This window comes from Bradyrhizobium sp. CCGB20 (assembly GCF_024199855.1).
In the GTDB taxonomy this organism is placed as follows: domain Bacteria; phylum Pseudomonadota; class Alphaproteobacteria; order Rhizobiales; family Xanthobacteraceae; genus Bradyrhizobium.
The window spans coordinates 5,422,671-5,440,817 of sequence record NZ_JANADN010000001.1 but is presented as its reverse complement, the minus strand read 5'-3'; the positions used below and the strand labels follow the sequence as shown (position 1 = coordinate 5,440,817).

General features: G+C 64.8%; 21 protein-coding genes. 14 read left to right on the top strand and 7 right to left on the bottom strand.

The features are described from left to right. Nucleotides 1–178 precede the first annotated feature (178 nt). Entirely contained in the window at nucleotides 179–2,485 is a 2,307-nt protein-coding gene (locus NLM15_RS25315; protein ID WP_254120164.1) for an exopolysaccharide transport family protein, read from the top strand. Nucleotides 2,486–2,689: 204 nt separating this feature from the next. On the opposite strand, the gene NLM15_RS25310 is transcribed toward NLM15_RS25315, so the two are convergent. After that, nucleotides 2,690–3,871, bottom strand: a complete 1,182-nt coding sequence (locus NLM15_RS25310; protein ID WP_254120163.1) for a GNAT family N-acetyltransferase — start codon at nucleotides 3,869–3,871, stop codon at nucleotides 2,690–2,692. 111 nt (nucleotides 3,872–3,982) lie between these two features. Here NLM15_RS25310 and NLM15_RS25305 point away from each other — a divergent pair, with 111 nt between their 5' ends. Then, nucleotides 3,983–5,026 carry a polysaccharide deacetylase family protein gene (locus tag NLM15_RS25305; protein WP_254120162.1) on the top strand — a complete coding sequence of 348 codons (1,044 nt, stop codon included), beginning with the start codon at nucleotides 3,983–3,985 and terminating at the stop codon, nucleotides 5,024–5,026. Here the strand turns inward: NLM15_RS25305 and NLM15_RS25300 are convergent. Beyond that, nucleotides 5,016–5,237, bottom strand: a complete 222-nt coding sequence (locus NLM15_RS25300; protein ID WP_027529931.1) for a DUF2842 domain-containing protein — start codon at nucleotides 5,235–5,237, stop codon at nucleotides 5,016–5,018. The genes NLM15_RS25305 and NLM15_RS25300 overlap by 11 nt on opposite strands. Before the next feature lie 94 nt (nucleotides 5,238–5,331). Here NLM15_RS25300 and NLM15_RS25295 point away from each other — a divergent pair, with 94 nt between their 5' ends. Further along, nucleotides 5,332–6,414, top strand: a complete 1,083-nt coding sequence (locus NLM15_RS25295) for a COX15/CtaA family protein (RefSeq protein WP_254120161.1) — start codon at nucleotides 5,332–5,334, stop codon at nucleotides 6,412–6,414. On the opposite strand, the gene NLM15_RS25290 is transcribed toward NLM15_RS25295, so the two are convergent. Then, nucleotides 6,415–6,759, bottom strand: coding sequence for a hypothetical protein (locus tag NLM15_RS25290; RefSeq protein WP_254120160.1), 345 nt, complete (start codon nucleotides 6,757–6,759; stop codon nucleotides 6,415–6,417). It abuts the gene before it with no gap. A gap of 218 nt (nucleotides 6,760–6,977) precedes the next feature. Then, nucleotides 6,978–8,258 carry an O-acetylhomoserine aminocarboxypropyltransferase gene (locus NLM15_RS25285; protein ID WP_254120159.1) on the bottom strand — a complete coding sequence of 427 codons (1,281 nt, stop codon included), beginning with the start codon at nucleotides 8,256–8,258 and terminating at the stop codon, nucleotides 6,978–6,980. Between NLM15_RS25285 and NLM15_RS43555 the strand changes: the two genes are divergently transcribed. Further along, entirely contained in the window at nucleotides 8,258–8,380 is a 123-nt protein-coding gene (locus tag NLM15_RS43555; protein ID WP_256565492.1) for a hypothetical protein, read from the top strand. The genes NLM15_RS25285 and NLM15_RS43555 overlap by 1 nt on opposite strands. Nucleotides 8,381–8,396: 16 nt before the next feature. On the opposite strand, the gene NLM15_RS25280 is transcribed toward NLM15_RS43555, so the two are convergent. Both NLM15_RS25280 and NLM15_RS25275 read right to left on the bottom strand, forming a co-directional pair. Next, nucleotides 8,397–8,981, bottom strand: a complete 585-nt coding sequence (locus NLM15_RS25280) for a CoA-binding protein (protein WP_254120158.1) — start codon at nucleotides 8,979–8,981, stop codon at nucleotides 8,397–8,399. Nucleotides 8,982–9,108: 127 nt separating this feature from the next. Beyond that, nucleotides 9,109–9,933 carry an enoyl-CoA hydratase gene (locus NLM15_RS25275; protein ID WP_254120157.1) on the bottom strand — a complete coding sequence of 275 codons (825 nt, stop codon included), beginning with the start codon at nucleotides 9,931–9,933 and terminating at the stop codon, nucleotides 9,109–9,111. Between the two features lie 86 nt (nucleotides 9,934–10,019). Here NLM15_RS25275 and NLM15_RS25270 point away from each other — a divergent pair, with 86 nt between their 5' ends. The 6 genes from NLM15_RS25270 to NLM15_RS25245 all read left to right on the top strand — a co-directional run bounded on the left by NLM15_RS25270 (nucleotide 10,020) and on the right by NLM15_RS25245 (nucleotide 13,698). Continuing rightward, nucleotides 10,020–10,448, top strand: coding sequence for a PaaI family thioesterase (locus tag NLM15_RS25270; RefSeq protein ID WP_254120156.1), 429 nt, complete (start codon nucleotides 10,020–10,022; stop codon nucleotides 10,446–10,448). A gap of 158 nt (nucleotides 10,449–10,606) precedes the next feature. Continuing rightward, entirely contained in the window at nucleotides 10,607–11,071 is a 465-nt protein-coding gene (gene rplM / locus NLM15_RS25265; protein WP_008137961.1) for a 50S ribosomal protein L13, read from the top strand. 2 nt (nucleotides 11,072–11,073) lie between these two features. Beyond that, entirely contained in the window at nucleotides 11,074–11,553 is a 480-nt protein-coding gene (rpsI, locus tag NLM15_RS25260; RefSeq protein ID WP_007611021.1) for a 30S ribosomal protein S9, read from the top strand. A gap of 229 nt (nucleotides 11,554–11,782) precedes the next feature. Then, nucleotides 11,783–13,003 (top strand): GGDEF domain-containing protein, encoded by a 1,221-nt coding sequence (locus NLM15_RS25255; RefSeq protein WP_254120155.1) that lies wholly within the window; start codon nucleotides 11,783–11,785, stop codon nucleotides 13,001–13,003. A gap of 58 nt (nucleotides 13,004–13,061) precedes the next feature. After that, entirely contained in the window at nucleotides 13,062–13,298 is a 237-nt protein-coding gene (locus NLM15_RS25250) for a hypothetical protein (protein ID WP_254120154.1), read from the top strand. Between the two features lie 103 nt (nucleotides 13,299–13,401). Continuing rightward, nucleotides 13,402–13,698, top strand: a complete 297-nt coding sequence (locus NLM15_RS25245) for an antibiotic biosynthesis monooxygenase (RefSeq protein ID WP_254120153.1) — start codon at nucleotides 13,402–13,404, stop codon at nucleotides 13,696–13,698. Nucleotides 13,699–13,714: 16 nt separating this feature from the next. Here the strand turns inward: NLM15_RS25245 and NLM15_RS25240 are convergent, their stop codons facing one another. Continuing rightward, the gene (locus NLM15_RS25240) at nucleotides 13,715–14,851 is read right to left on the bottom strand and encodes an AI-2E family transporter (protein WP_254120152.1); all 1,137 of its coding nucleotides are present in this window, start codon (nucleotides 14,849–14,851) and stop codon (nucleotides 13,715–13,717) included. A 135-nt stretch (nucleotides 14,852–14,986) separates the two neighbouring features. Here NLM15_RS25240 and NLM15_RS25235 point away from each other — a divergent pair, with 135 nt between their 5' ends. The 4 genes from NLM15_RS25235 (at nucleotide 14,987) to NLM15_RS25220 (ending at nucleotide 17,983) form a co-directional block, all read left to right on the top strand. Then, complete coding sequence (locus NLM15_RS25235) at nucleotides 14,987–15,691, top strand: hypothetical protein (RefSeq protein WP_254120151.1); 705 nt, start codon at nucleotides 14,987–14,989, stop codon at nucleotides 15,689–15,691. Between the two features lie 90 nt (nucleotides 15,692–15,781). Next, complete coding sequence (locus tag NLM15_RS25230) at nucleotides 15,782–16,555, top strand: gamma-glutamyl-gamma-aminobutyrate hydrolase family protein (protein WP_254120150.1); 774 nt, start codon at nucleotides 15,782–15,784, stop codon at nucleotides 16,553–16,555. A gap of 209 nt (nucleotides 16,556–16,764) precedes the next feature. After that, nucleotides 16,765–17,376, top strand: a complete 612-nt coding sequence (locus NLM15_RS25225) for a hypothetical protein (protein ID WP_254120149.1) — start codon at nucleotides 16,765–16,767, stop codon at nucleotides 17,374–17,376. A 73-nt stretch (nucleotides 17,377–17,449) separates the two neighbouring features. After that, complete coding sequence (locus tag NLM15_RS25220) at nucleotides 17,450–17,983, top strand: transposase (protein WP_254120148.1); 534 nt, start codon at nucleotides 17,450–17,452, stop codon at nucleotides 17,981–17,983. Nucleotides 17,984–18,147: the final 164 nt, after the last annotated feature.

Sequence of the window (18,147 nt, the reverse complement as noted above, 5' to 3'; positions counted from 1 at the left end):
AATGCTCGAACAATTCTCGAAATATCGAGATGGATTAAGAAGCCCTCGTGGTTAACAAACGGTGACGAGCGCGCGTGCGCCGATCGCCGCACTGCGCGATTAACCCAGCGGCAACCTTAATGGAGTGTAATCGCCCCGGTTGAGGTAGAGTCGCAGCGTTGCCCTGCGGGAGTGTTCGATGCGTTTAGCGTTCTGGCGTGCCGGCAAGGACAAGGCTGTGATCGAGCGGGCGGTGTCGAAGCCCAAAGCCGAAGCCAAGGTGGCTGAGGCTGCTCCCAAGGTTGAAGCAAAGCCTGCGCCCGTTGCCCCGAAGCAGGCACCGGTTGAAGCCGGCGATATCGATCTTCATGCGCTCGGTGGCGCGCTTGCGCGCAAGCGCGGCTGGATCATCGTGCCGACGGTGCTCGCGCTCGTGGCCTCCATCGCCGTCGTCAATTTCATCACGCCGCGCTACAAGTCTGAATCCCGCATCCTGATCGACGGCCGCGAGAACGTGTTCCTGCGGCCGAGCAGCGACCGCAGCACCGAGGAACGGCAGGCGCTCGACCCCGAGGCTGTGACGAGCCAGGTCCAGCTCGTGCTGTCGCGCGATCTCGCGCGCGAGATCATCAAGAAGAACAAGCTTGCGGAGCGGCCCGAATTCGATCCGGTGCTGCAAGGCATTTCGCCGCTGAAGTCACTGGCGGCGCTGATCGGCATCGGCCGCGATCCGTTCTCGATGACGCCGGAAGAACGCGTGCTGGACGCCTATTACGAGCGCCTCCAGGCCTACGCCGTCGACAAGTCGCGCGTCATCGTGGTCGAATTCCAGTCTGCCGATCCGGACCTGGCCGCGCGCGTCGCCAATTCGATCGCCGACGGCTATCTCGTGCTCCAGCAGAGCGCACGCCAGGAGCAGGCCAAGAACGCCAGCCAGTGGCTTGCGGGCGAGATCGAGAGCCTGCGCAAGAAGGTTTCCGACGCCGAAGCCAAGGTCGAGGATTTCCGTTCCAAATCGAGCCTGTTCATCGGCACCAACAACACCACGCTGTCGAACCAGCAGATGGGCGAGGTCAATACCCAGCTCAACAACGCGCGCTCGATGAAGGCCGACGCGGAGTCCAGGGCCCGGTTGATCCGCGAGATGCTCCAGAGCGGCAAGCCGATCGAAGCGTCCGAGGTGGTGAATTCCGAACTGATGCGGCGGCTGTCCGAGCAGCGGGTGACGTTGCGGGCGCAGCTTGCCGAACAGTCGTCCACGCTGCTCGGCAATCACCCGCGGATCAAGGAGCTGAAGGCGCAGCTTGGCGACCTCGACAACCAAATTCGCGACGAAGCGGCCAAGATCTCGCGCTCGCTCGAAAGCGATGCGCGGATCGCCAGTGGCCGGGTCGACGGCCTGACGGCGAGCCTCGATCAGCTCAAGAAGCAGGCGACCTCGACCAACGGTCAGGACGTCCAGCTCCGCGCGCTCGAGCGCGAAGCCAAGGCCCAGCGCGACCTGCTCGAGACCTATCTTGGGAAGTATCGTGAGGCCAGCACCCGCGAGAGCATCGATACGGCGCCGACGGAGGGCCGCATCATCTCGCGCGCCGTCGTCTCGAACACGCCGGCCTATCCGAAGAAGCTGCCGATCGTGCTGATCGCAACGATCGCGACGCTGCTGCTCTCGTCGGGCGTGGTCGTCACCGGCGAGCTGCTGCGCCAGACCGCGCCGCGCGCGGTGGCTGCGTTCACGCCGGTGCAAACGCGGGCGGCGGCGCGCCAAGAGCCGATAGTCGAGCCGATAGTCGAGCCGGTGGTCCAGCCGGCGGTTCAAGCGGCCGTCGAACCGATGGTGGACCCGGTTGTGGAAGACCTCACGCCGCTTCAGCCCGAGATGGCGGCCGATGTCGACGTTACCGAATTCTCCGAGATCGAGCGTCTGGCCGACAGCCTGCGCGCTGCGGGACCAGCGGCCAAGAAGGTCACGGTGCTCGGCACCGCAGCCGGCGAAGCCATCACGCTGTCGACGCTGACGCTGGCCCGGCACCTGGCGCGCGATGCGCGCGTCGTTGTGGTCGATCTCGCCGCGTCCTCGCCGACCATTGCCGCGGTGTCCGTCGATGCCTCGGCTCCCGGTATTGCCGAGCTGATGCAGGGCGAGGCGTCCTTTGCGCAAGTCATCACCCGGGACAGGCTCTCGCGGCTGCACCTGGTCATGGCCGGCCGTCCCGGCTTCGACCGCAGCCTGCTGCAATCGCCGCGGGTGACGCTCGCGATCGACGCATTGCTCCGCGCCTACGACCACGTGCTGCTGGATGCCGGCAGCGCCTCGGATCTTCCGGCGGAGCTCTTGACGGCGAATGCCCGCGCCGTCGTGGTGCCCGATGCGTCGATGGCGGCAGATGCACGCGCGCTGATGTGCGAGCAGCTGAGGGCGGTCGGCTTCAGTGAGGTGACCATGCTGAGCAGGCCGGTGCAGCCGTCGAATGCGGCGGAACCGCCGCGCGTCGTGGCGGCGTGATCTCTCTTACCCTCTCCCCTTGTGGGAGAGGGTGGCTCGCCGCATAGCGGCGAGACGGGTGAGGGGTATCTCTCCGCGAGTCCCATTCGCCATGAGTGCACGCGGATAAATACCCCTCATCCGGCGCTTCGCGCCACCTTCTCCCACAAGGGGAGAAGGGAAGAGCGTCGCAAGTGGATAGAGAGAGCTAAAGAGCTTGTAGGGCTACCCGAACGCCTGTCGCAGCCGGCGCGCCAGGTCGAACAGCATCTGGTTCTGCTTCACCAGCCGTTTGCCGTGGCTCAGCGAGGACATCGCCATCGCCGCGAGTTTTCCGCGCGCGGTCAGGGGCACGAAGCTGTCGAAAATGTCGTCGTCGTCCTTGCAGAACATGCGCTTGTACTCGTCCGAGCCGATGCCGAGGTCGAGCGAGCGGTAGCCGCCTTCGGCACAGCGGTCGATGATGTAGCGCATCAGGATCAGCCCGGGGCTGTAGCGGGCGTGCTCGGACATCGTGTAGGTGTTGAACATCATCGAGAAGCGCTGGCCGTCGGCGACGCCGGCGAAGATCGCGATCACCTCGTCGTCGCATTCGAGCGCATGGATGTCGATGACGCGGCCTTCGCCGCGCGGCGCGAGGCACGCGCTGCGGATGAACGCTTCGACGCCGGGCTCGGCAAAGACGTTGGGCAGTTTCTGTTCGGCCATCCGCGCCGGCTTGACGCGGAAGAACCAGTCGAGCAGGCGGGTGACGTCCGCATCCGTCGTGGCGCGGTGATAGCGATAGCCGGCGAGCGCCTGGAGCTTCTTCTCCTTGCTCTTGAGGCGGCGGCGGAAGGAGTTGCTGATCCACGATGTGGGCGGCCCGCCCGGCTCCATGGCCAGAAGCGGGCAGCCGTTGATCGCACTCTGCCGCGGCAGTAGCGCGAACGGGTTGTTCTGGTCGTGCCAGCGCAGCGGCTGCTGCGTCAGCGAGAGCACGTCGGCATGCTCGCGCAGCGGCGCAAGCAGCGCATCGAGATCGGCGATGGTGGTCTGCGCCGCGAACCCGGCGTTCCACAGGCCCATGTTGAAGGTGGTGTGCTTGCCGCCCATGAAGCAGGCGGTGCGGACGCCGTGGGCCTGGCGCAGCGAAAGCGGCAGCAGCAGGAGCGGCTGGCGCTCGGCGTCGCGGGCAATGACGATGAAGGGCTGGGCGCCTTCATGGTTGCCGACGAGCCGTTGCCACGGGCTGAGCAGATCGAAGCGCTGGTATGGCGTGAAGAGGTGGCCGCTCTCCTCGAACGCGCGCCAGACCGCCTCGGCCTCGGCCAGATCGGTGACGATATCGACATGCGCGATACGGTTCGCTTTCGACCGCGCTGGCGATTCTGCCGTCCGGCTTTGCATCGCCGCAGCCATGGTCATTCGCGAAACCTGTCGAGAAACGAAAATTTGCGTAATTCGGCCTGTGGCCGACCTTTGCAAAGAAATGTCAACAAAGGGTAATGACAATAGGGCGAACGCGAAGGTGGGATATTGGCATCCGACGACAGATGGCTGGAGCGGTTGCGGCTCGAACTGGCCTGGTTCACCGGCCAGGCCGTGCTGCGCAGCCGCGGTGCCGGCGCCATCCTGCGTTTTCAACGCGTGCGGCCAAAGCGGCGCGGCGCGTTCCAGCCACTGCGTGAAAGCGAGATCAGTCCGCAATTTCTCGATCGCGCCATCCGCGCGCTGAAGCAGTGGCAGTATGAATTCCTCGGCATGGACGAGGTTTGCCGGCGCGCGGTCACGCTGCCGGATCAGCGGCGCTTCGTGGGGCTCACCTTCGATGGTGCGAACAAGGACCTGATCAGCTTTGCCTATCCGGTGCTTGCGCGCCACGCCGTGCCCTTCACGGTCTACGTGCCCACCGCGTTTCCCGACGGAGTCGGAGAGGCCTGGTGGCTCGGGCTCGAACAGGTGATCGCGCGCGAGAGCCGCATCAGCCTGATGATGGGCGAGAAGGAGCAGCGCTTCACGGTTACCGGCAATGCCGAGAAGCAGGCGCTATTCTCGCATCTCGAGAGCTGGCTGCGTTCCCTGCCGCCGGCGGAGCTGTCGGCTGCGATCGCCGATCTCTGCACGCGCTACCGGGTCGACCTCGCCGCGCTCTCGCGCGAAGCGTCGATGGATTGGGAGGATCTGGCAAGGCTTGCCGCCGATCCGCTCGTCACGATCGGCAGTGCGACCGTGAACTATCCAATTCTCGCCAACATGAAAGACCCCGCCGCGCTGCGCGAGATGACGATGGGCAAGGCGGTGGCGGAAGCGGCCTTCGATCGCGAGATCAGGCATCTGGCCTTTCCGTTCGGCGATCGCTCTTCGTTCCGGCGCGCCCACGTCGTGATGGCGGAGGAGGCCGGCTTTGCCAGCGCCGTCTCGACGATCCCGGGCATCGTGGATGCGGAGGGGCGCACCAATCTGCGGGCGCTGCCGCGGATTTCGTGGGACGGCCGTGTCCGCTCGCTGCGCATGCTGCGCGTGCTGGCGTCGGGTGTTGCCTTTGCGCCGGTGAAGCCGACGGGCAGCGCTACGAACTAGATTTGGCGCGGTCGGGCCGCTGCATCCAACTCACGATCGGCATCGCCGGCAGCACCCAGCCCATCCCGACCACCACGTAATAGATCGCCTGCCGCCAGCCGGATTCGGCGATCCACGGCATCTGCGCCAGCGCCATGCCGAGCAGGGCCCAGACGGTGGCCAGCACCAGGAGCAGGATGGCACCGAGGAACTTGCGAGTGCGGATCGTCATGGCGGAATACTGCGGCTTTCGCGTAACTTGCGCGGCGGGAGCGGGGGACTATAAGGGGCACGCAGTCCGGTTCAAGCCCTGGTTTTGTTCTGAGATGACAATGATTTCCGCCCCGTCCGAGCCGCATCGCGCCGTGCGCTGGTGGCTGCTCTCCGTGGCCGCGCTGATTGCGCTGATGGTGCTGGTCGGCGGTGCGACGCGGCTGACGGAATCCGGCCTTTCGATCGTCGAATGGAAGCCGGTCACGGGCAGCGTTCCGCCGCTCTCGGAGACCCAGTGGACCGAGGCGTTCGAGGCCTACAAGAAGATCCCTCAATATCGCGAGCTCAATGCGGGTATGAGCCTGTCGGAGTTCAAGGAGATTTTCTGGTGGGAGTGGAGCCACCGATTTCTTGGCCGTTTCATCGGCGTGGCCTATCTCCTGCCGTTCCTGTTCTTCCTGTGGCGCGGCGGCCTGTCGGGTGAGTTGAAGCGGCGGCTGTGGCTGCTGTTCGCGCTCGGCGGTCTCCAGGGCGCTGTCGGCTGGTGGATGGTGGCCTCGGGCCTGACGGAACGCGTCGAGGTCTCGCAATACCGGTTGGCGACGCATCTGGTGCTGGCGCTCCTGATCTTCGGCGGCATCGTCTGGACGGTGCGGCGGCTCGCCGGGCGCCCGCAGATCATTGCGCCCGCGCGGCTGCGGTTCACCAGCGTGCTGCTGCTTGTCGTGACCTTCGTCCAGATCTATTTCGGCGCGCTGGTCGCCGGCCTGCGCGCCGGGCGCGCCTACAACACCTGGCCGCAGATCGACGGTGCGTTCATTCCGTCGGCGGACCGGCTGTGGTTCGAGACGCCGTGGTGGCGCAACATGTTCGACAACGTGCTGACCGTGCAGTTCGAGCACCGCATGACGGCCTATGCGCTTTTCGTGCTGGCGGCGCTGCATGCGTTCGATGCCGTGCGTTCGCGTGCGGGGGCCGCGGTAAGCGGCGCGCTGTTGGTGCTAGGCGCGGTGAGCCTGCAGGCTGTGCTCGGCATCCTCACGCTGCTCAACCAGGTGCCGATTGATCTCGCGCTGGCGCATCAGGCGGTCGCGATCGTGGTGCTGGCGCTTGCGGTGATGCAGACGGAGCGGCTGGCTGCGCGGCAGCCGGCGGAAGCGCAGACGCGCGCGGTTCCGGTGAGCCAGCCCGGCTGATCAGCAATAGCCGTAGATGCCGCAGGCGTAGGGCAGTCGCCAGAAATAACCGACCTGCGGTCCGCCGTAATACGGGCCCTGATAGTCGTAGTCCCAGGGGCGGCCGTAATAGCCCGGCAGCGTGTTCGATCCCGGCAGCAGCGGTGTGCCCGGCAGGTTGCGGATGTAGCTGCCAATGCCATAGGCCGGCGAGATCAGCGCATCCGGATCGGTCTCGACATAGACTTGTGGCGGCTCCTGCGGCGGCGCAGCGGCCCGCCGCTTCGGCGTGGCCGGAAGGTCGGCGGCAACCGCAGCTGAGACCGTCAGCATCGCCGCAAGGGCAGGCACCATCCAGCGCAGCATCGTCGGCTCCGAATCAAGGGGTGATCCAGAGACGATGTATGAGGCAGATATGGTTAATGACTGTTAATTGCGGCCGCCCAAACAGCTGCTGTCATTCCGGGGCGGTCCGGCAGGACCGAACCCGGAATCTAGAGCTGACCAGACAATATCGAGGTTCCCCGGTGCGCAATTGCGCACCTGAGGTTCGGTGCTTCGCACCGCCCCGGAACGACGGGAAACTACGCCCCCAGCGCCTGTTCCAGGTCGGCGATCAGATCTTCCTTGTCCTCGATGCCGATCGAGAGCCGGACAACGTCGGGGCCGGCGCCGGACTTGACCTTCGCGGCGTCGTCGAGCTGGCTGTGCGTGGTCGAGGCCGGGTGGATCACCAGCGAGCGGGTGTCGCCGACATTGGCCAGATGCGAGAACAGCTGCAGTTTCGACACCAGGCTGACGCCGGCGTCATAGCCGCCCTTGAGGCTGAAGGTGAACACGGCGCCTGCGCCCTTCGGGGCGTATTTCCGCGCAAGCTGGTTGTACTTGTCGCTCGGCAGGCCCGCATAGCTCACCGAGGCCACCGCCGGATGGCCGGCGAGGAATTCGGCGATCGCTTTCGCGTTGTCGCAGTGCTTCTGCATGCGCAGTGGCAGCGTCTCGATGCCGGTGAGGATCATGAAGGCGTTGAACGGCGACAGCGCCGGTCCGAGGTCGCGCAGGCCCAGCACGCGGCAGGCGATCGCGAAGGCGAAATTGCCAAAGGTCTCCTGCAGGCGGATGCCGTGATATTCGGGCCGCGGCTCCGAGAGCATCGGGTATTTGCCGCCGGTGGACCAGTCGAAGGTGCCGGCATCGACGATGATGCCGCCGAGCGAATTGCCGTGGCCGCCCAGGAATTTCGTCAGCGAGTGCACGACGATGTCGGCGCCATGATCGATCGGGCGGATCAGATAGGGCGAGGCCAGCGTGTTGTCGACGATCAGCGGCACGCCCGCCTTGCGCGCGACCGTCGAGATCGCCTCGATGTCGGTGATGCTGCCGCCGGGATTGGCGATCGACTCGATGAAGATGGCCTTCGTGCGCGGCGTCACCGCGCGCTCGAAGCTTGCGATGTCGTCGGGATCGGCCCACACCACGTTCCAGCCAAAGCTCTTGAACGCATGCGTGAACTGGTTGATCGAGCCGCCGTAGAGCTTGCGCGCGGCGATGAACTCGTCGCCGGGCTGGAGCAATTGCTGCAATATCACGACCTGCGCGGCGTGGCCCGAGGCGACCGCAAGCGCGGCGGTGCCACCTTCGAGCGCGGCAACGCGCTCTTCAAGCACGGCGTTGGTGGGATTGCCGATGCGGGTATAGATGTTGCCGAACGCCTGCAGGCCGAACAGCGAGGCGGCGTGGTCGGCGTCGTTGAAGACGAAAGACGTGGTTTGATAAATCGGAGTCGCGCGCGCACCGGTGGTGGGATCGGGCTGTGCACCGGCATGCACGGCGAGGGTTGAAAATCCCGGAAGGCGATCGCTCATTGAGGCGTCCTGTTCTCGTTTGTCTGAAATCGCGCGGCATGCTGATCGGCGCCGCGCCCGCCGTCAAGGCGCCGCGTCACATCGGAACGATCGTGCTGCGCATTGTCGCGTCGGCGAAATGAATCCTTCGCGATTGCGTCAGCTTTGCTCGGTCTTGTTTTTGGCAGCGCGGTCGGAGGCCGCGGTGTCGCCGCCGCCGACACTCATCCGATTGAGGGATAGACGCATGCCTTGCGTCGGCGCCGGCGGGCGCTTGGAGCTCAAGGTGCGCGAATTGACGCCCATCCAGGAGATCTCGGACGACAGGCGGCCATATTCGATCTTGGGGCAGCGGTTCATGACGACCTTGATACCGACCGATTCCGCTTTCGCCGCCGCCGCGTCATCGCGGGCGCCAAGCTGCATCCAGATCACCTTCGGCAGCGGATCGAGCGTCAGGGCTTCCTCGACCACCGGCATGATGTGGCTGGAATTGCGAAAGATGTCGATCATGTCGATGGGATGACCGATGTCGGAGAGCGAGGCCACAAACGGCTTTCCGAGCAGGTCCTTGCCGACATGGCCGGGATTGACCGGGATCATGTCATAGCCGCGCTGCGCCAGATATTTGAACGCAAAATAGCTCGGCCGCACATTGACCGGCGAGGCGCCGACCATTGCGATCGACTTCACGCTGTTGAGGATGCCGCGGATGTAATTGTCGGGATAGGCGTCGTGGTTCATCGTTTTCTTTCGTTCGTCATTCCGGGGCGATGCGTAGCATCGAACCCGGAATCTCGAGATTCCGGGTTCGGCTCTGCGAGCCGCCCCGGAATGACGGTGTCATAAATACAATCTACTCATCCCGTCATTACTCGTCCCGCCATGTCGGCGTGCGCTTCTCGATGAAGGCGCCGATGCCTTCCTCGGCGTCGCGCGCCATCATGTTCTCGGTCATCACCTCTGCCGCATAGCGATAGGCGTCCGCAAGGCTCATCTCGGCCTGGCGGTAGAAGGCCTCCTTGCCGAGCTTGACGGCGTAGGCCGACTTCAGCGCGACCTTTTCGGCCAGCGCGATCGCGGCGGCGCGCTCGGTGCCCGCTGCAACCACGTGATTGACGAGCCCGATCTCGCGGGCGCGCGCGGCCGGAATCGGCTCGCCCGTCAGCAGCATTTCCATCGCCTGCTTGCGCGGCACGTTGCGCGACAACGCCACCATCGGTGTCGAGCAGAACAGGCCGATGTCGACGCCGGGCGTCGCGAAGCTCGCCGCTTCCGACGCGATCGCGAGATCGCAGCTTGCCACGATCTGGCAGCCGGCCGCGGTCGCGATGCCCTGGACGGAGGCGACCACGGGCTTCGGCAGGCGCACGATCGCCTGCATCATCGCGCTGCAGGCGGTCATCATCTCGGCGAAGAAGGCGCGGCCGCGATCCGGGTCGGTGCGGCGCGCGGTCAGTTCCTTCATGTCGTGGCCGGCGGAGAAGGCAGGGCCGTTGGCGGCGATCACGACGCCGCGGACCGCCTTGTCGTCGCGGATCGCATCGAGCTCGGCATGCAGGCCTGCGATCATCGCCTCAGACAGGCTGTTGCGCGCGGCCGGTCGGTTCAGCGTCAGGACCGCGATACTGCCGACGGTCTCGCGCAGCAGGTTCGGCGGTTGCGGGGAGGGGGCGCGGGCGGCCTGGGCGGACATCGAAGCGTTTCCGGTTGAATTATTGCAATTGGATGACCCAGATAACTTAATGTAACAGGGGACGTGAAGCGAGGGTGAGGCGAAGCATGGCGTTAGCGAAAATGAGCGTGGCGGAGGTCGAGCAGTTTCTCCGTGACGAGTTTCCCCAGGCCTTCAGCGGCGACGACATCACGATCGAGAGCGCGGACGGGCAGACCTGCCTTTTGCGCCAGCGCTACAGCGAAAGGATGCTGCGGCCGGGTGGAACCGTGTCCGGCCCGACGCTGATGGCGCTCGCCGATTTCGCGATGTACGTGGTGCTGCTGTCCGCGATCGGGCCGATCGGGCTCGCGGTCACCACCAATCTCAACATCAACTTCCTGCGCAAGGGCCAGCCGGGGCAGGACGTGCTGGCGGAGGCCCGGCTTCTCAAGCTCGGCAAACGCCTGGCGGTCGGGGAGGTCAAGCTGCTGTCCGGCACCTCGCCCGATCCGATCGCCCATGTCACTTCGACCTATTCCATTCCAAATGCTTGAGCTTTTTGCAGGTATCTTAGTACCATATTTTTAAGTCATTGATTTTACTTGCCTAAAATCCGCTTTCGGGCATTGACCGTTGCGCGTCTCTTCTCTAGAAAACCGCGCAGTCCGGTGCGGTGTTCGCGCCGATGCTCCCCGTCCACGGAAACTCTGACATGAAAACCTTTTCGGCAAAGCCGGCTGAGGTGACGAAGAAGTGGGTGCTGATCGACGCCAAGGGTCTGGTCGTCGGCCGTCTCGCCACCATCGTCGCCATGCGCCTGCGCGGCAAGCACCTCCCGACCTACACCCCGCACGTTGATTGCGGCGACAACGTCATCATCATCAACGCGCAGCATGCGGTCCTCACCGGCCGCAAGCGCGAGCAGAAGACCTACTACAAGCACACCGGTTACGTCGGCCACGTCAAGGAGCGCACCGCGCGCCAGATCCTCGAGGGCAAGCATCCCGAGCGCGTGCTCGAGAAGGCCGTCGAGCGCATGATCCCCCGTGGTCCGCTCGGTCGCGTGCAGATGGGCAACCTCCGTGTCTACGGCGGCGCCGATCATCCGCACGAGGCCCAGACGCCCGAGAAGATCGATATCGCCAAGTTGAACCGCAAGAACACGAGGGCCGCATAATCATGGCCGAATCCATCCAGTCGCTCGACCAGCTCTCGCAGCTCAAGACGGCGGCGGCGCCCGACGCGCCCAAGCACGAGAAGAAGGTCGACAAGTTCAACCGCGCCTATGCCACCGGCAAGCGCAAGGACGCGGTCGCCCGTGTCTGGATCAAGCCGGGCGCCGGCAAGGTCACCGTCAATTCGCGCGAGGTCGAGGTCTATTTCGCCCGTCCCGTGCTGCGCATGATGATCGAGCAGCCGTTCTCGGTGGCCGCTCGTTCCGGCCAGTACGACGTGATCTGCACCGTCGCCGGCGGCGGTCTGTCCGGCCAGGCCGGCGCGGTCCGTCACGGCATCTCCAAGGCGCTCACCTATTTCGAGCCGGAGCTGCGCACGGTCCTCAAGAAGGGCGGCTTCCTCACCCGCGACTCCCGCGTGGTCGAGCGCAAGAAGTACGGCAAGGCCAAGGCCCGCCGGTCCTTCCAGTTCTCGAAGCGTTAATCGCTTCGGTCACATTCGCTGCGAAAGCGGCTTCAATGAGATGCAAAAGGGCGCTGATTTCAGCGCCCTTTTTGTTGTTCGTTTGTATGCAAATTGATGGCGTGTTTCAGGAAAACTTGGCCTTGCATGAAAACCTGAATGGAACCCGCGGGACATAGCGTCGCATCTGGAAGGGCGCGCAAGTCGGCTGGGCCGATCGCGTAACTGCTATGTTTTCAAGGGGGCCGACATGATGTCGCTCGATAGCATCACGCTCTATTTGGTTGCCACCATGGTTGCCGCACTGCTCGGCGCCATGATGGTGTTTTTCGGCAAGCAGGAAAACAGTCCTGCACTGAAATGGTGGGGCACCGCGTATCTGCTGGGTGCGGCTTCGGTCGCGCTGTGGACTGCGGCCGGCGACAAGCTCGGCCCGCATCTTTACCTTGCGCTGAACGCGGTCGGCTTCGTGGCCTGCGGCATGGTGTGGAATGCGGCGCGCGTCTTCCACGGCCGCAAGCCGAACTGGCCGGGTCTCCTCGTCGGCGCGCTCGCCTGGGCCGCTGCCGCCTCGCTGCTCGATCCCGCGGCGTCGATGCTGCGCATGATCGTCGGCGCCGGCATCGTCTCGGTCTATGCCGCGCTGACCGCGAGCGAGCTCTGGGTCGAGCGTCGCAAGAGCCTGCAACGACGCTGGCCGGCCTTCGTGGTGCCGGTGATGCACGGCTGCGTGTTGATGCTGCCGATCCTGCTCGGCAGCTTCCTGCGTCCCAACGATGCCGGCTTCTCCGGCAGCATCTGGGTCACGGTGTTTGCCGTCGAGCTGATCCTCTATGCCGTCGGCACCGTGTTCGTGATCTTCATGCTGGTGTCCGAGCGCACGGTGACTGCGCACCGGACCGCCGCGTCCACCGATCCGCTGACCGGCATGCTCAACCGGCGCGGCTTCTCGGAAGCCTGTGGACGCGTGATCGAGCGCGAGGCCAAGGCCGGGCGTCCCGTGACCGTGATGATCTTCGACATCGACCATTTCAAGTCGATCAACGACCGCTTCGGCCATCCTGCTGGCGACGAGATGCTGAAGCTCTTCTCCACCGTCGTCGTCAGCAACCTCCGCATGACCGACATGTCGGGCCGTATCGGCGGCGAGGAATTTGCAGCGCTGCTGCCGTGCTCGCTGGAGGAGGGTGTGCTGGTTGCCGAACGCGTGCGCGAAGCGTTCGAGACCTCCGGCGTCGTGGTCGATGAAGGTCCGGTCGACACCACCGTCAGCATCGGCGTTGCCGGCGGTCCCGCCGGCACCGAGCTCGAGGTGTTGCTGGCCTCGGCCGATACTGCGCTCTACCAAGCCAAGCGCGGCGGCCGTAACCGCGTCGAGGCGGCCGAGGAGCTGCCGCTGTCGCTGGAGAACTGGCGCCGCCAGAGCGCCGCGCGGGTCGGCGCGACGCCGGCGCGTCCGGCCACCGCCTGAGCCATCGGAAGCCTCGCGGTAATGTTCTGTTTACCATTCGATCCCTACCATTGCGGTCATGGAATCGATCCGTCGACAGAACCCGCAGGCTGCCCTGATGTCGCTTGAAGCCGCTGCGGCCTCGGCACGCGGCGGCTTCGCCTGCCTGTTCTCGACTGCAGATGAATACGAGCGCGCGCTGATCACCGAGCGCCGCGCCCAGGGGCGCTATGCGCAGGGCCGCAACTACTGGCCGCTCGCGCTGTTCATCGGTTGCGCGCTGATCGTGGCCGGCACGGCGCTGCTGTTCGCCTGAGAGCGACCGCATTTTTGACCGGTCAGGGCGCCGTTTCGGCGCCTTTTTCTTTGTCCGCGGCTGCGCTAGACACGCCCATCGAGCAAAAAAAGGGTGGAAACCGATGATCACCGAGATCGCGCAAATCGACGTCAAGCCGGGCAGCGAGAAGGACTTTGAGGCCGCCGTCGCCAAGGCCAAGGCCGCTTTCGGCCGCTCCAAGGGCTTTCATCGCTTCGAGCTGCACAAGTCGATCGAGAAGCCGCAGCGCTACCGGCTGATGGTGAAATGGGAAACGCTGGAAAACCACACCGTCGATTTCCGCGGCTCGGAGAATTTCACCGAATGGCGCGGCCTCGTCGGCCAGTATTTTGCCTCGCCCCCCGAGGTCGAGCACACCGAGACCGTGCTGACGACCTGATCCGCTTCATGATGTATTACGCCGCCTCGGCCAGGGGCGGCGCCTCATACGTCTTGAAATGGTCGATCATGACCTTGGCGATGGCGACCAGTGGCAGCGCCAGCGCCAGGCCCCAGATGCCGAACACGACACCGAGCAGGATCTGGAACGCGAACAGCGTCGCCGGCGGGATGTCCAGCGCCTGGCGCTGGAGGATCGGCGTCAGCACATAGCTCTCCATGGCGTGGACGCCCATGAAGAGCAGGAAGGCCGACAGCGCCGCGACCCAGCCCGAGGCGAGGCTCGCCAGCACCACGACGACGCCGGCAATGATGGCGCCGACGGTCGGGATGAAGGCGAGCAGGCCCGCCTGGATCCCCAGGATGAACGAGCCGGGGATGCCGATGATGGCAAGCCCGATCCAGGTCACGAGGCCGACCGCGATCATCACGACGATCTGCGCGATCAGCCAGCGCTCCAGCGTTTCGCTGATGCGGTCGATGATGAGGGTGACGCGGCTGCGATGCTTCGCCGGCGCGAGGAACAGCAGGCCGTCGTGATAGACGCTTGGCTGGGCGGCGAAGGCGAGCCCCAGGAACAGCACGATGAAGATGTTGCCGACGGCGCTGATCGCGCCGAGCAGCACCTTGAAGGTCTGGCTGACGATCGCCCCGCCGCTCGAGGCGAGCGCGCCTGCGCCGCCCGGCAATCCGCCGTGCGGGGCCGGGCTCGGGACGGGCGCTGTGCTGTCCTCGCTGGAGGTGGCGGGCGATGCGTTGCCGAGATCGAACACGCTGGTGTCGATGCCGTGGTTCTCGAGGAAGGACCGGACATTGCTGATCTGCGATTTGATGGTCTTGCTCAGCACCGAGGCCTGCTCGGCGATGGTGGCGCCGCCGAGATAAGCGACGCCGGCGAGCAGCGCCGCAAGCACGATGCAGACGATCGCGAGCCGGATCGCATGGGGCAGATGCACACGCCTCCCGAGCGCGTTGGTCAGCGCATTGAGGCCGACGCCGAGCAGCATGCCGGTGAAGATCAGGAGAAGGGTGGCGGCAAAATACCAGGTGAAGACCAGCGCGGCCGTGAACAGCACGACGCCGATGCCGCCGACCGAGATCGACCAGGCCAGATCGGTGCGGGTCCGGGGGCGTTCATCTCTGGAAATGCTCACATCGGGTCCTTTTCAGCGTGCCGCGAGCCGCACTCTTTCGACAAACGCGCTTCCGATCAAGGCCGCGTCAACGCGCTGGTTTGACGCTGCCGCGCGAACGGTGCAGAGCGATGAGAGAAAACAGGTGGGGGGCGCTTGAGTTTCATCAGCAAATGGGCCGGTCTGCTCGGGCTTCTGGCCGTGCTCGTGATCGGCGATCAGATCCGGATCAACCGCCCCGGCCATAAATATCGCCTCACGGTCGAGGTGACGACGCCTGACGGGATCAGGACCGCATCGGGCATTCTGGCCGTCGTGCCCGACCGCAACTACAACCGCGGCGGCCGCACCACGATGCGCGGGGAGGCCGTGTTCGTCGACCTTGGTCGGGGCAAGAACCTGGTGGCATTGCTGGCGCATCAGCAGGGCGGCAAGCTCGACCTCGACGACATCAACTATGTCGCGCTCCGCGCCTATGGCGCCGCGCGGAGCAATCGCGTCTCGTTCAACGACATCAACCGGCAGACCGGCATTGTGCCGGTGCAGGGGGAGCTGATCCCCGTGCTCGTGAGCCTTGGCGATCCCAAGGATCCGGCGACGGCGCGCCTCGTCGCTGGAGATCATGCGGAGGCGGTGCTGGGTGACGGTTACGCCATCCGCGGCCTTACCGCCGAGGTGGTGCCCAACGGGTTCTGGCCAATCGATTTCGGGGGCGTGCTCGGCGAGCCCGTGACGCGCGGAATCGAGGCGAAACTGCCCTGGCTGGCCGCGCCGGGCGAGGCGGCGGCAACCGCGCTGAAGGCCGCCGGCCTACCCGTCGGGGGCGCCATCGACGCCAGGGAGGCATTTGCGCGAAAATAGCATTGCCGTCCCGCGATCCCTTCTGTTGAATTTGTTCCATCCGAGGGGCATGTTTGGAGAATCTTCTTACGGGGGAGGTCGGAACGGGAGATGAGAAAGCCGGTCGTCGGCGTGATCGGGAACGCCCATCGCGTCGAAAATCGATTTCAGGTCCAGATGGTCGGCGAGCGAAATTTGCGCGCCGTGGCCGAGGTCTCGGGCGGCTTGCCGATGATGTTTGCGGGAGCACCCGACATCACCGATATCGGTGCGCTTCTCGACCTGGTCGACGGGATCGTGCTCACCGGCGCCCGCGCCAACGTCCATCCGACCCGCTTCAATGTCGACCCGTGTGAGCGGCACGAGCCCTACGACATCCACCGCGACGAGGTGGCGCTGGCGCTTTCGGTCGCCTGCGTCGCCCGCGGCATCCCGCTGTTCGGCATCTGCCGCGGCCTGCAGGAGATGAACGTCGCCTTCGGCGGCTCGCTGCATCCCGAGATCCGCGAAATTCCAGGCCGCATGAACCATCGCATGCCCCGGCTCGAGAACGGCGAGATCCATCCCGATCCGACCGTGGTGTTCGCCGACCGCCACGATGTGGACCTGACGCCCGGAGGCGCCTTCGCAACGCTGCTTGGCTGCGAGAAGATCAGGGTCAATTCGCTGCACGGCCAGGGCATCCTCGATCCCGGCAAGCGCGTGCTGATCGAAGGCATCGCCGAGGACGGCACCATCGAGGCGATCCGCATCGCGGAGGCCCCGACCTTTGCGCTCGGCGTGCAATGGCACGCCGAATACGACCCGCAGCGCAATCCGATCAACCGCAAGCTGTTCGAGGCGTTTGGCGAAGCCATGGTGGCGAAGCAGAAGGCGGCGGCGTAGGCGGCTGCAAGCTCGGTCAATTTAGGCACACTCTCGCCACCGTCATTGCGAGCGCAGCAAAGCAATCCAGAGTCTTTCCGCGGAGACGGTCTGGATTGCTTCGCTGCGCACGCAATGACGAGGAGGCGGCACGGTCGCGCTTTCGAGTTGTGCCGGATCAGCCGCGCGCGGTACCTTCCAGCTTGTTTTCGAGATTGGAATTGCACACGATGATCCGCGCCTCGGCCGCCACGTTCCTTGTCCTTTTCGCATCCCCCGCACTCGCCCAGACCGCGCCGCCCCAGGAAGGGCCGATCACCTGCGCTTCACCCGTGGCGCCTGACGACACCGAACGAAGCCTGAAGCAGCGCTTCGGCAAGGACGCCGTGGTGCAGGACCTGCCGGGCGCCGAGGGCGAGCAATACAAGGGTATCGTGCTGTTTCCGAAAGCGAGAGACCGCCGCATCGAGGTCGCCTTCACCGAGGACAAGGGCAAACGCGCCTCCGGCTTGACCTTGCGCGACGCTGGCAAGCCCAGTCTCTGGAACGTCAATGGAGTCACGATCGGATCGAGCCTGGCCGACGTGCAGAAAGCCAACGGCAAGCCGTTCCTCGTCAGCGGCTTTGAGTGGGATTACGGCGGCTTCGTCACCGACTGGAAAGGCGGCGCGCTCAGCCGTCCGCTGGATGGCGGCTGCACCGTCACGATCCGCTTCGGCAAGAAAGCGAGTGCGCCCAAATCGTTGTCGGGTGACGGCGTGAAGGCGGCCTCCGACAGTGCGGCGTTGGTGAAGTTTGCGCCGGTGGTGACGGAGATCGGGGTGAACTTTCCCGACAAGTGACGATGCGCATCGTTGCGTAGGGCGGATTAGCCGAAGGCGTAATCCGCCATCTTGATGTGGCTAGGCGGCTTCAATGCCAAACTATCGCCGTGCATTTGTTCCGGGTGGTTGCTGGTTCTTCACGGTCAATCTGCTCGACCGGAAGCAGAGGCTGCTCGTCGAGCACATCGCGGCGCTGCGCGCGGCCGTTGCAGAGACACGCCGGGATTATCCTTTCACGATCGATGCGTTTGTCGTTCTTCCGAACCACCTCCACGCAGTCTGGACGCTTCCGGACGGCGACGCTGATTTTTCCGTGCGATGGAGATTGATCAAGACGCGCTTCGCGAAGACCTTGCCGAGGACCGAGCCTTTAACTGCGGTGCAGATCGCGGGAAATCAGCGTGGCGTATGGCAGAATCGATTCTGGGAGCATCTCATCCGCGATGAGACCGACTACGCGCGCCATGTCGAGTATTGCTACATCAATCCCGTGAAACATGGGTATGTGAGCCGCGTGCTGGATTGGCCGCATTCGTCATTCCACCGAGACGTACAGGCCGGATTGTTTCCCGGTGATTGGGCGGGAGATAGCAGCGCGGACGGTAAATTTGGCGAACGCGCGTGATCGTCGCTGGCAGTCGGCGGATTACGCCTTCGGCTAATCCGCCCTACGACGACTTCGCTCGTGACGGGAAGGCTGCTGAGGACTGCGCCACGTATTCAAGGTGCACTCCAAAATCTGGGCGAGATAAACGAATCAGTAGGAATTGGCCCGCGCCAATTTTTGCG

Bases quoted from the DNA above. Each gene is read 5' to 3' on its own strand.
- NLM15_RS25290 (WP_254120160.1), bottom strand. From the start codon at position 6,759: ATGCTGCGCTGGATGGTGCCTGCCCTTGCGGCGATGCTGACGGTCTCA.
- NLM15_RS25315 (WP_254120164.1), top strand. From the start codon at position 179: ATGCGTTTAGCGTTCTGGCGTGCCGGCAAGGACAAGGCTGTGATCGAG.
- rplM (WP_008137961.1), top strand. From the start codon at position 10,607: ATGAAAACCTTTTCGGCAAAGCCGGCTGAGGTGACGAAGAAGTGGGTG.
- rpsI (WP_007611021.1), top strand. From the start codon at position 11,074: ATGGCCGAATCCATCCAGTCGCTCGACCAGCTCTCGCAGCTCAAGACG.
- NLM15_RS25270 (WP_254120156.1), top strand. From the start codon at position 10,020: ATGGCGTTAGCGAAAATGAGCGTGGCGGAGGTCGAGCAGTTTCTCCGT.
- NLM15_RS25230 (WP_254120150.1), top strand. From the start codon at position 15,782: ATGAGAAAGCCGGTCGTCGGCGTGATCGGGAACGCCCATCGCGTCGAA.
- NLM15_RS25245 (WP_254120153.1), top strand. From the start codon at position 13,402: ATGATCACCGAGATCGCGCAAATCGACGTCAAGCCGGGCAGCGAGAAG.
- NLM15_RS25310 (WP_254120163.1), bottom strand. From the start codon at position 3,871: ATGACCATGGCTGCGGCGATGCAAAGCCGGACGGCAGAATCGCCAGCG.
- NLM15_RS25225 (WP_254120149.1), top strand. From the start codon at position 16,765: ATGATCCGCGCCTCGGCCGCCACGTTCCTTGTCCTTTTCGCATCCCCC.
- NLM15_RS25255 (WP_254120155.1), top strand. From the start codon at position 11,783: ATGATGTCGCTCGATAGCATCACGCTCTATTTGGTTGCCACCATGGTT.
- NLM15_RS25275 (WP_254120157.1), bottom strand. From the start codon at position 9,933: ATGTCCGCCCAGGCCGCCCGCGCCCCCTCCCCGCAACCGCCGAACCTG.
- NLM15_RS25300 (WP_027529931.1), bottom strand. From the start codon at position 5,237: ATGACGATCCGCACTCGCAAGTTCCTCGGTGCCATCCTGCTCCTGGTG.
- NLM15_RS25280 (WP_254120158.1), bottom strand. From the start codon at position 8,981: ATGAACCACGACGCCTATCCCGACAATTACATCCGCGGCATCCTCAAC.
- NLM15_RS25285 (WP_254120159.1), bottom strand. From the start codon at position 8,258: ATGAGCGATCGCCTTCCGGGATTTTCAACCCTCGCCGTGCATGCCGGT.
- NLM15_RS25295 (WP_254120161.1), top strand. From the start codon at position 5,332: ATGACAATGATTTCCGCCCCGTCCGAGCCGCATCGCGCCGTGCGCTGG.
- NLM15_RS25220 (WP_254120148.1), top strand. From the start codon at position 17,450: ATGCCAAACTATCGCCGTGCATTTGTTCCGGGTGGTTGCTGGTTCTTC.
- NLM15_RS25250 (WP_254120154.1), top strand. From the start codon at position 13,062: ATGGAATCGATCCGTCGACAGAACCCGCAGGCTGCCCTGATGTCGCTT.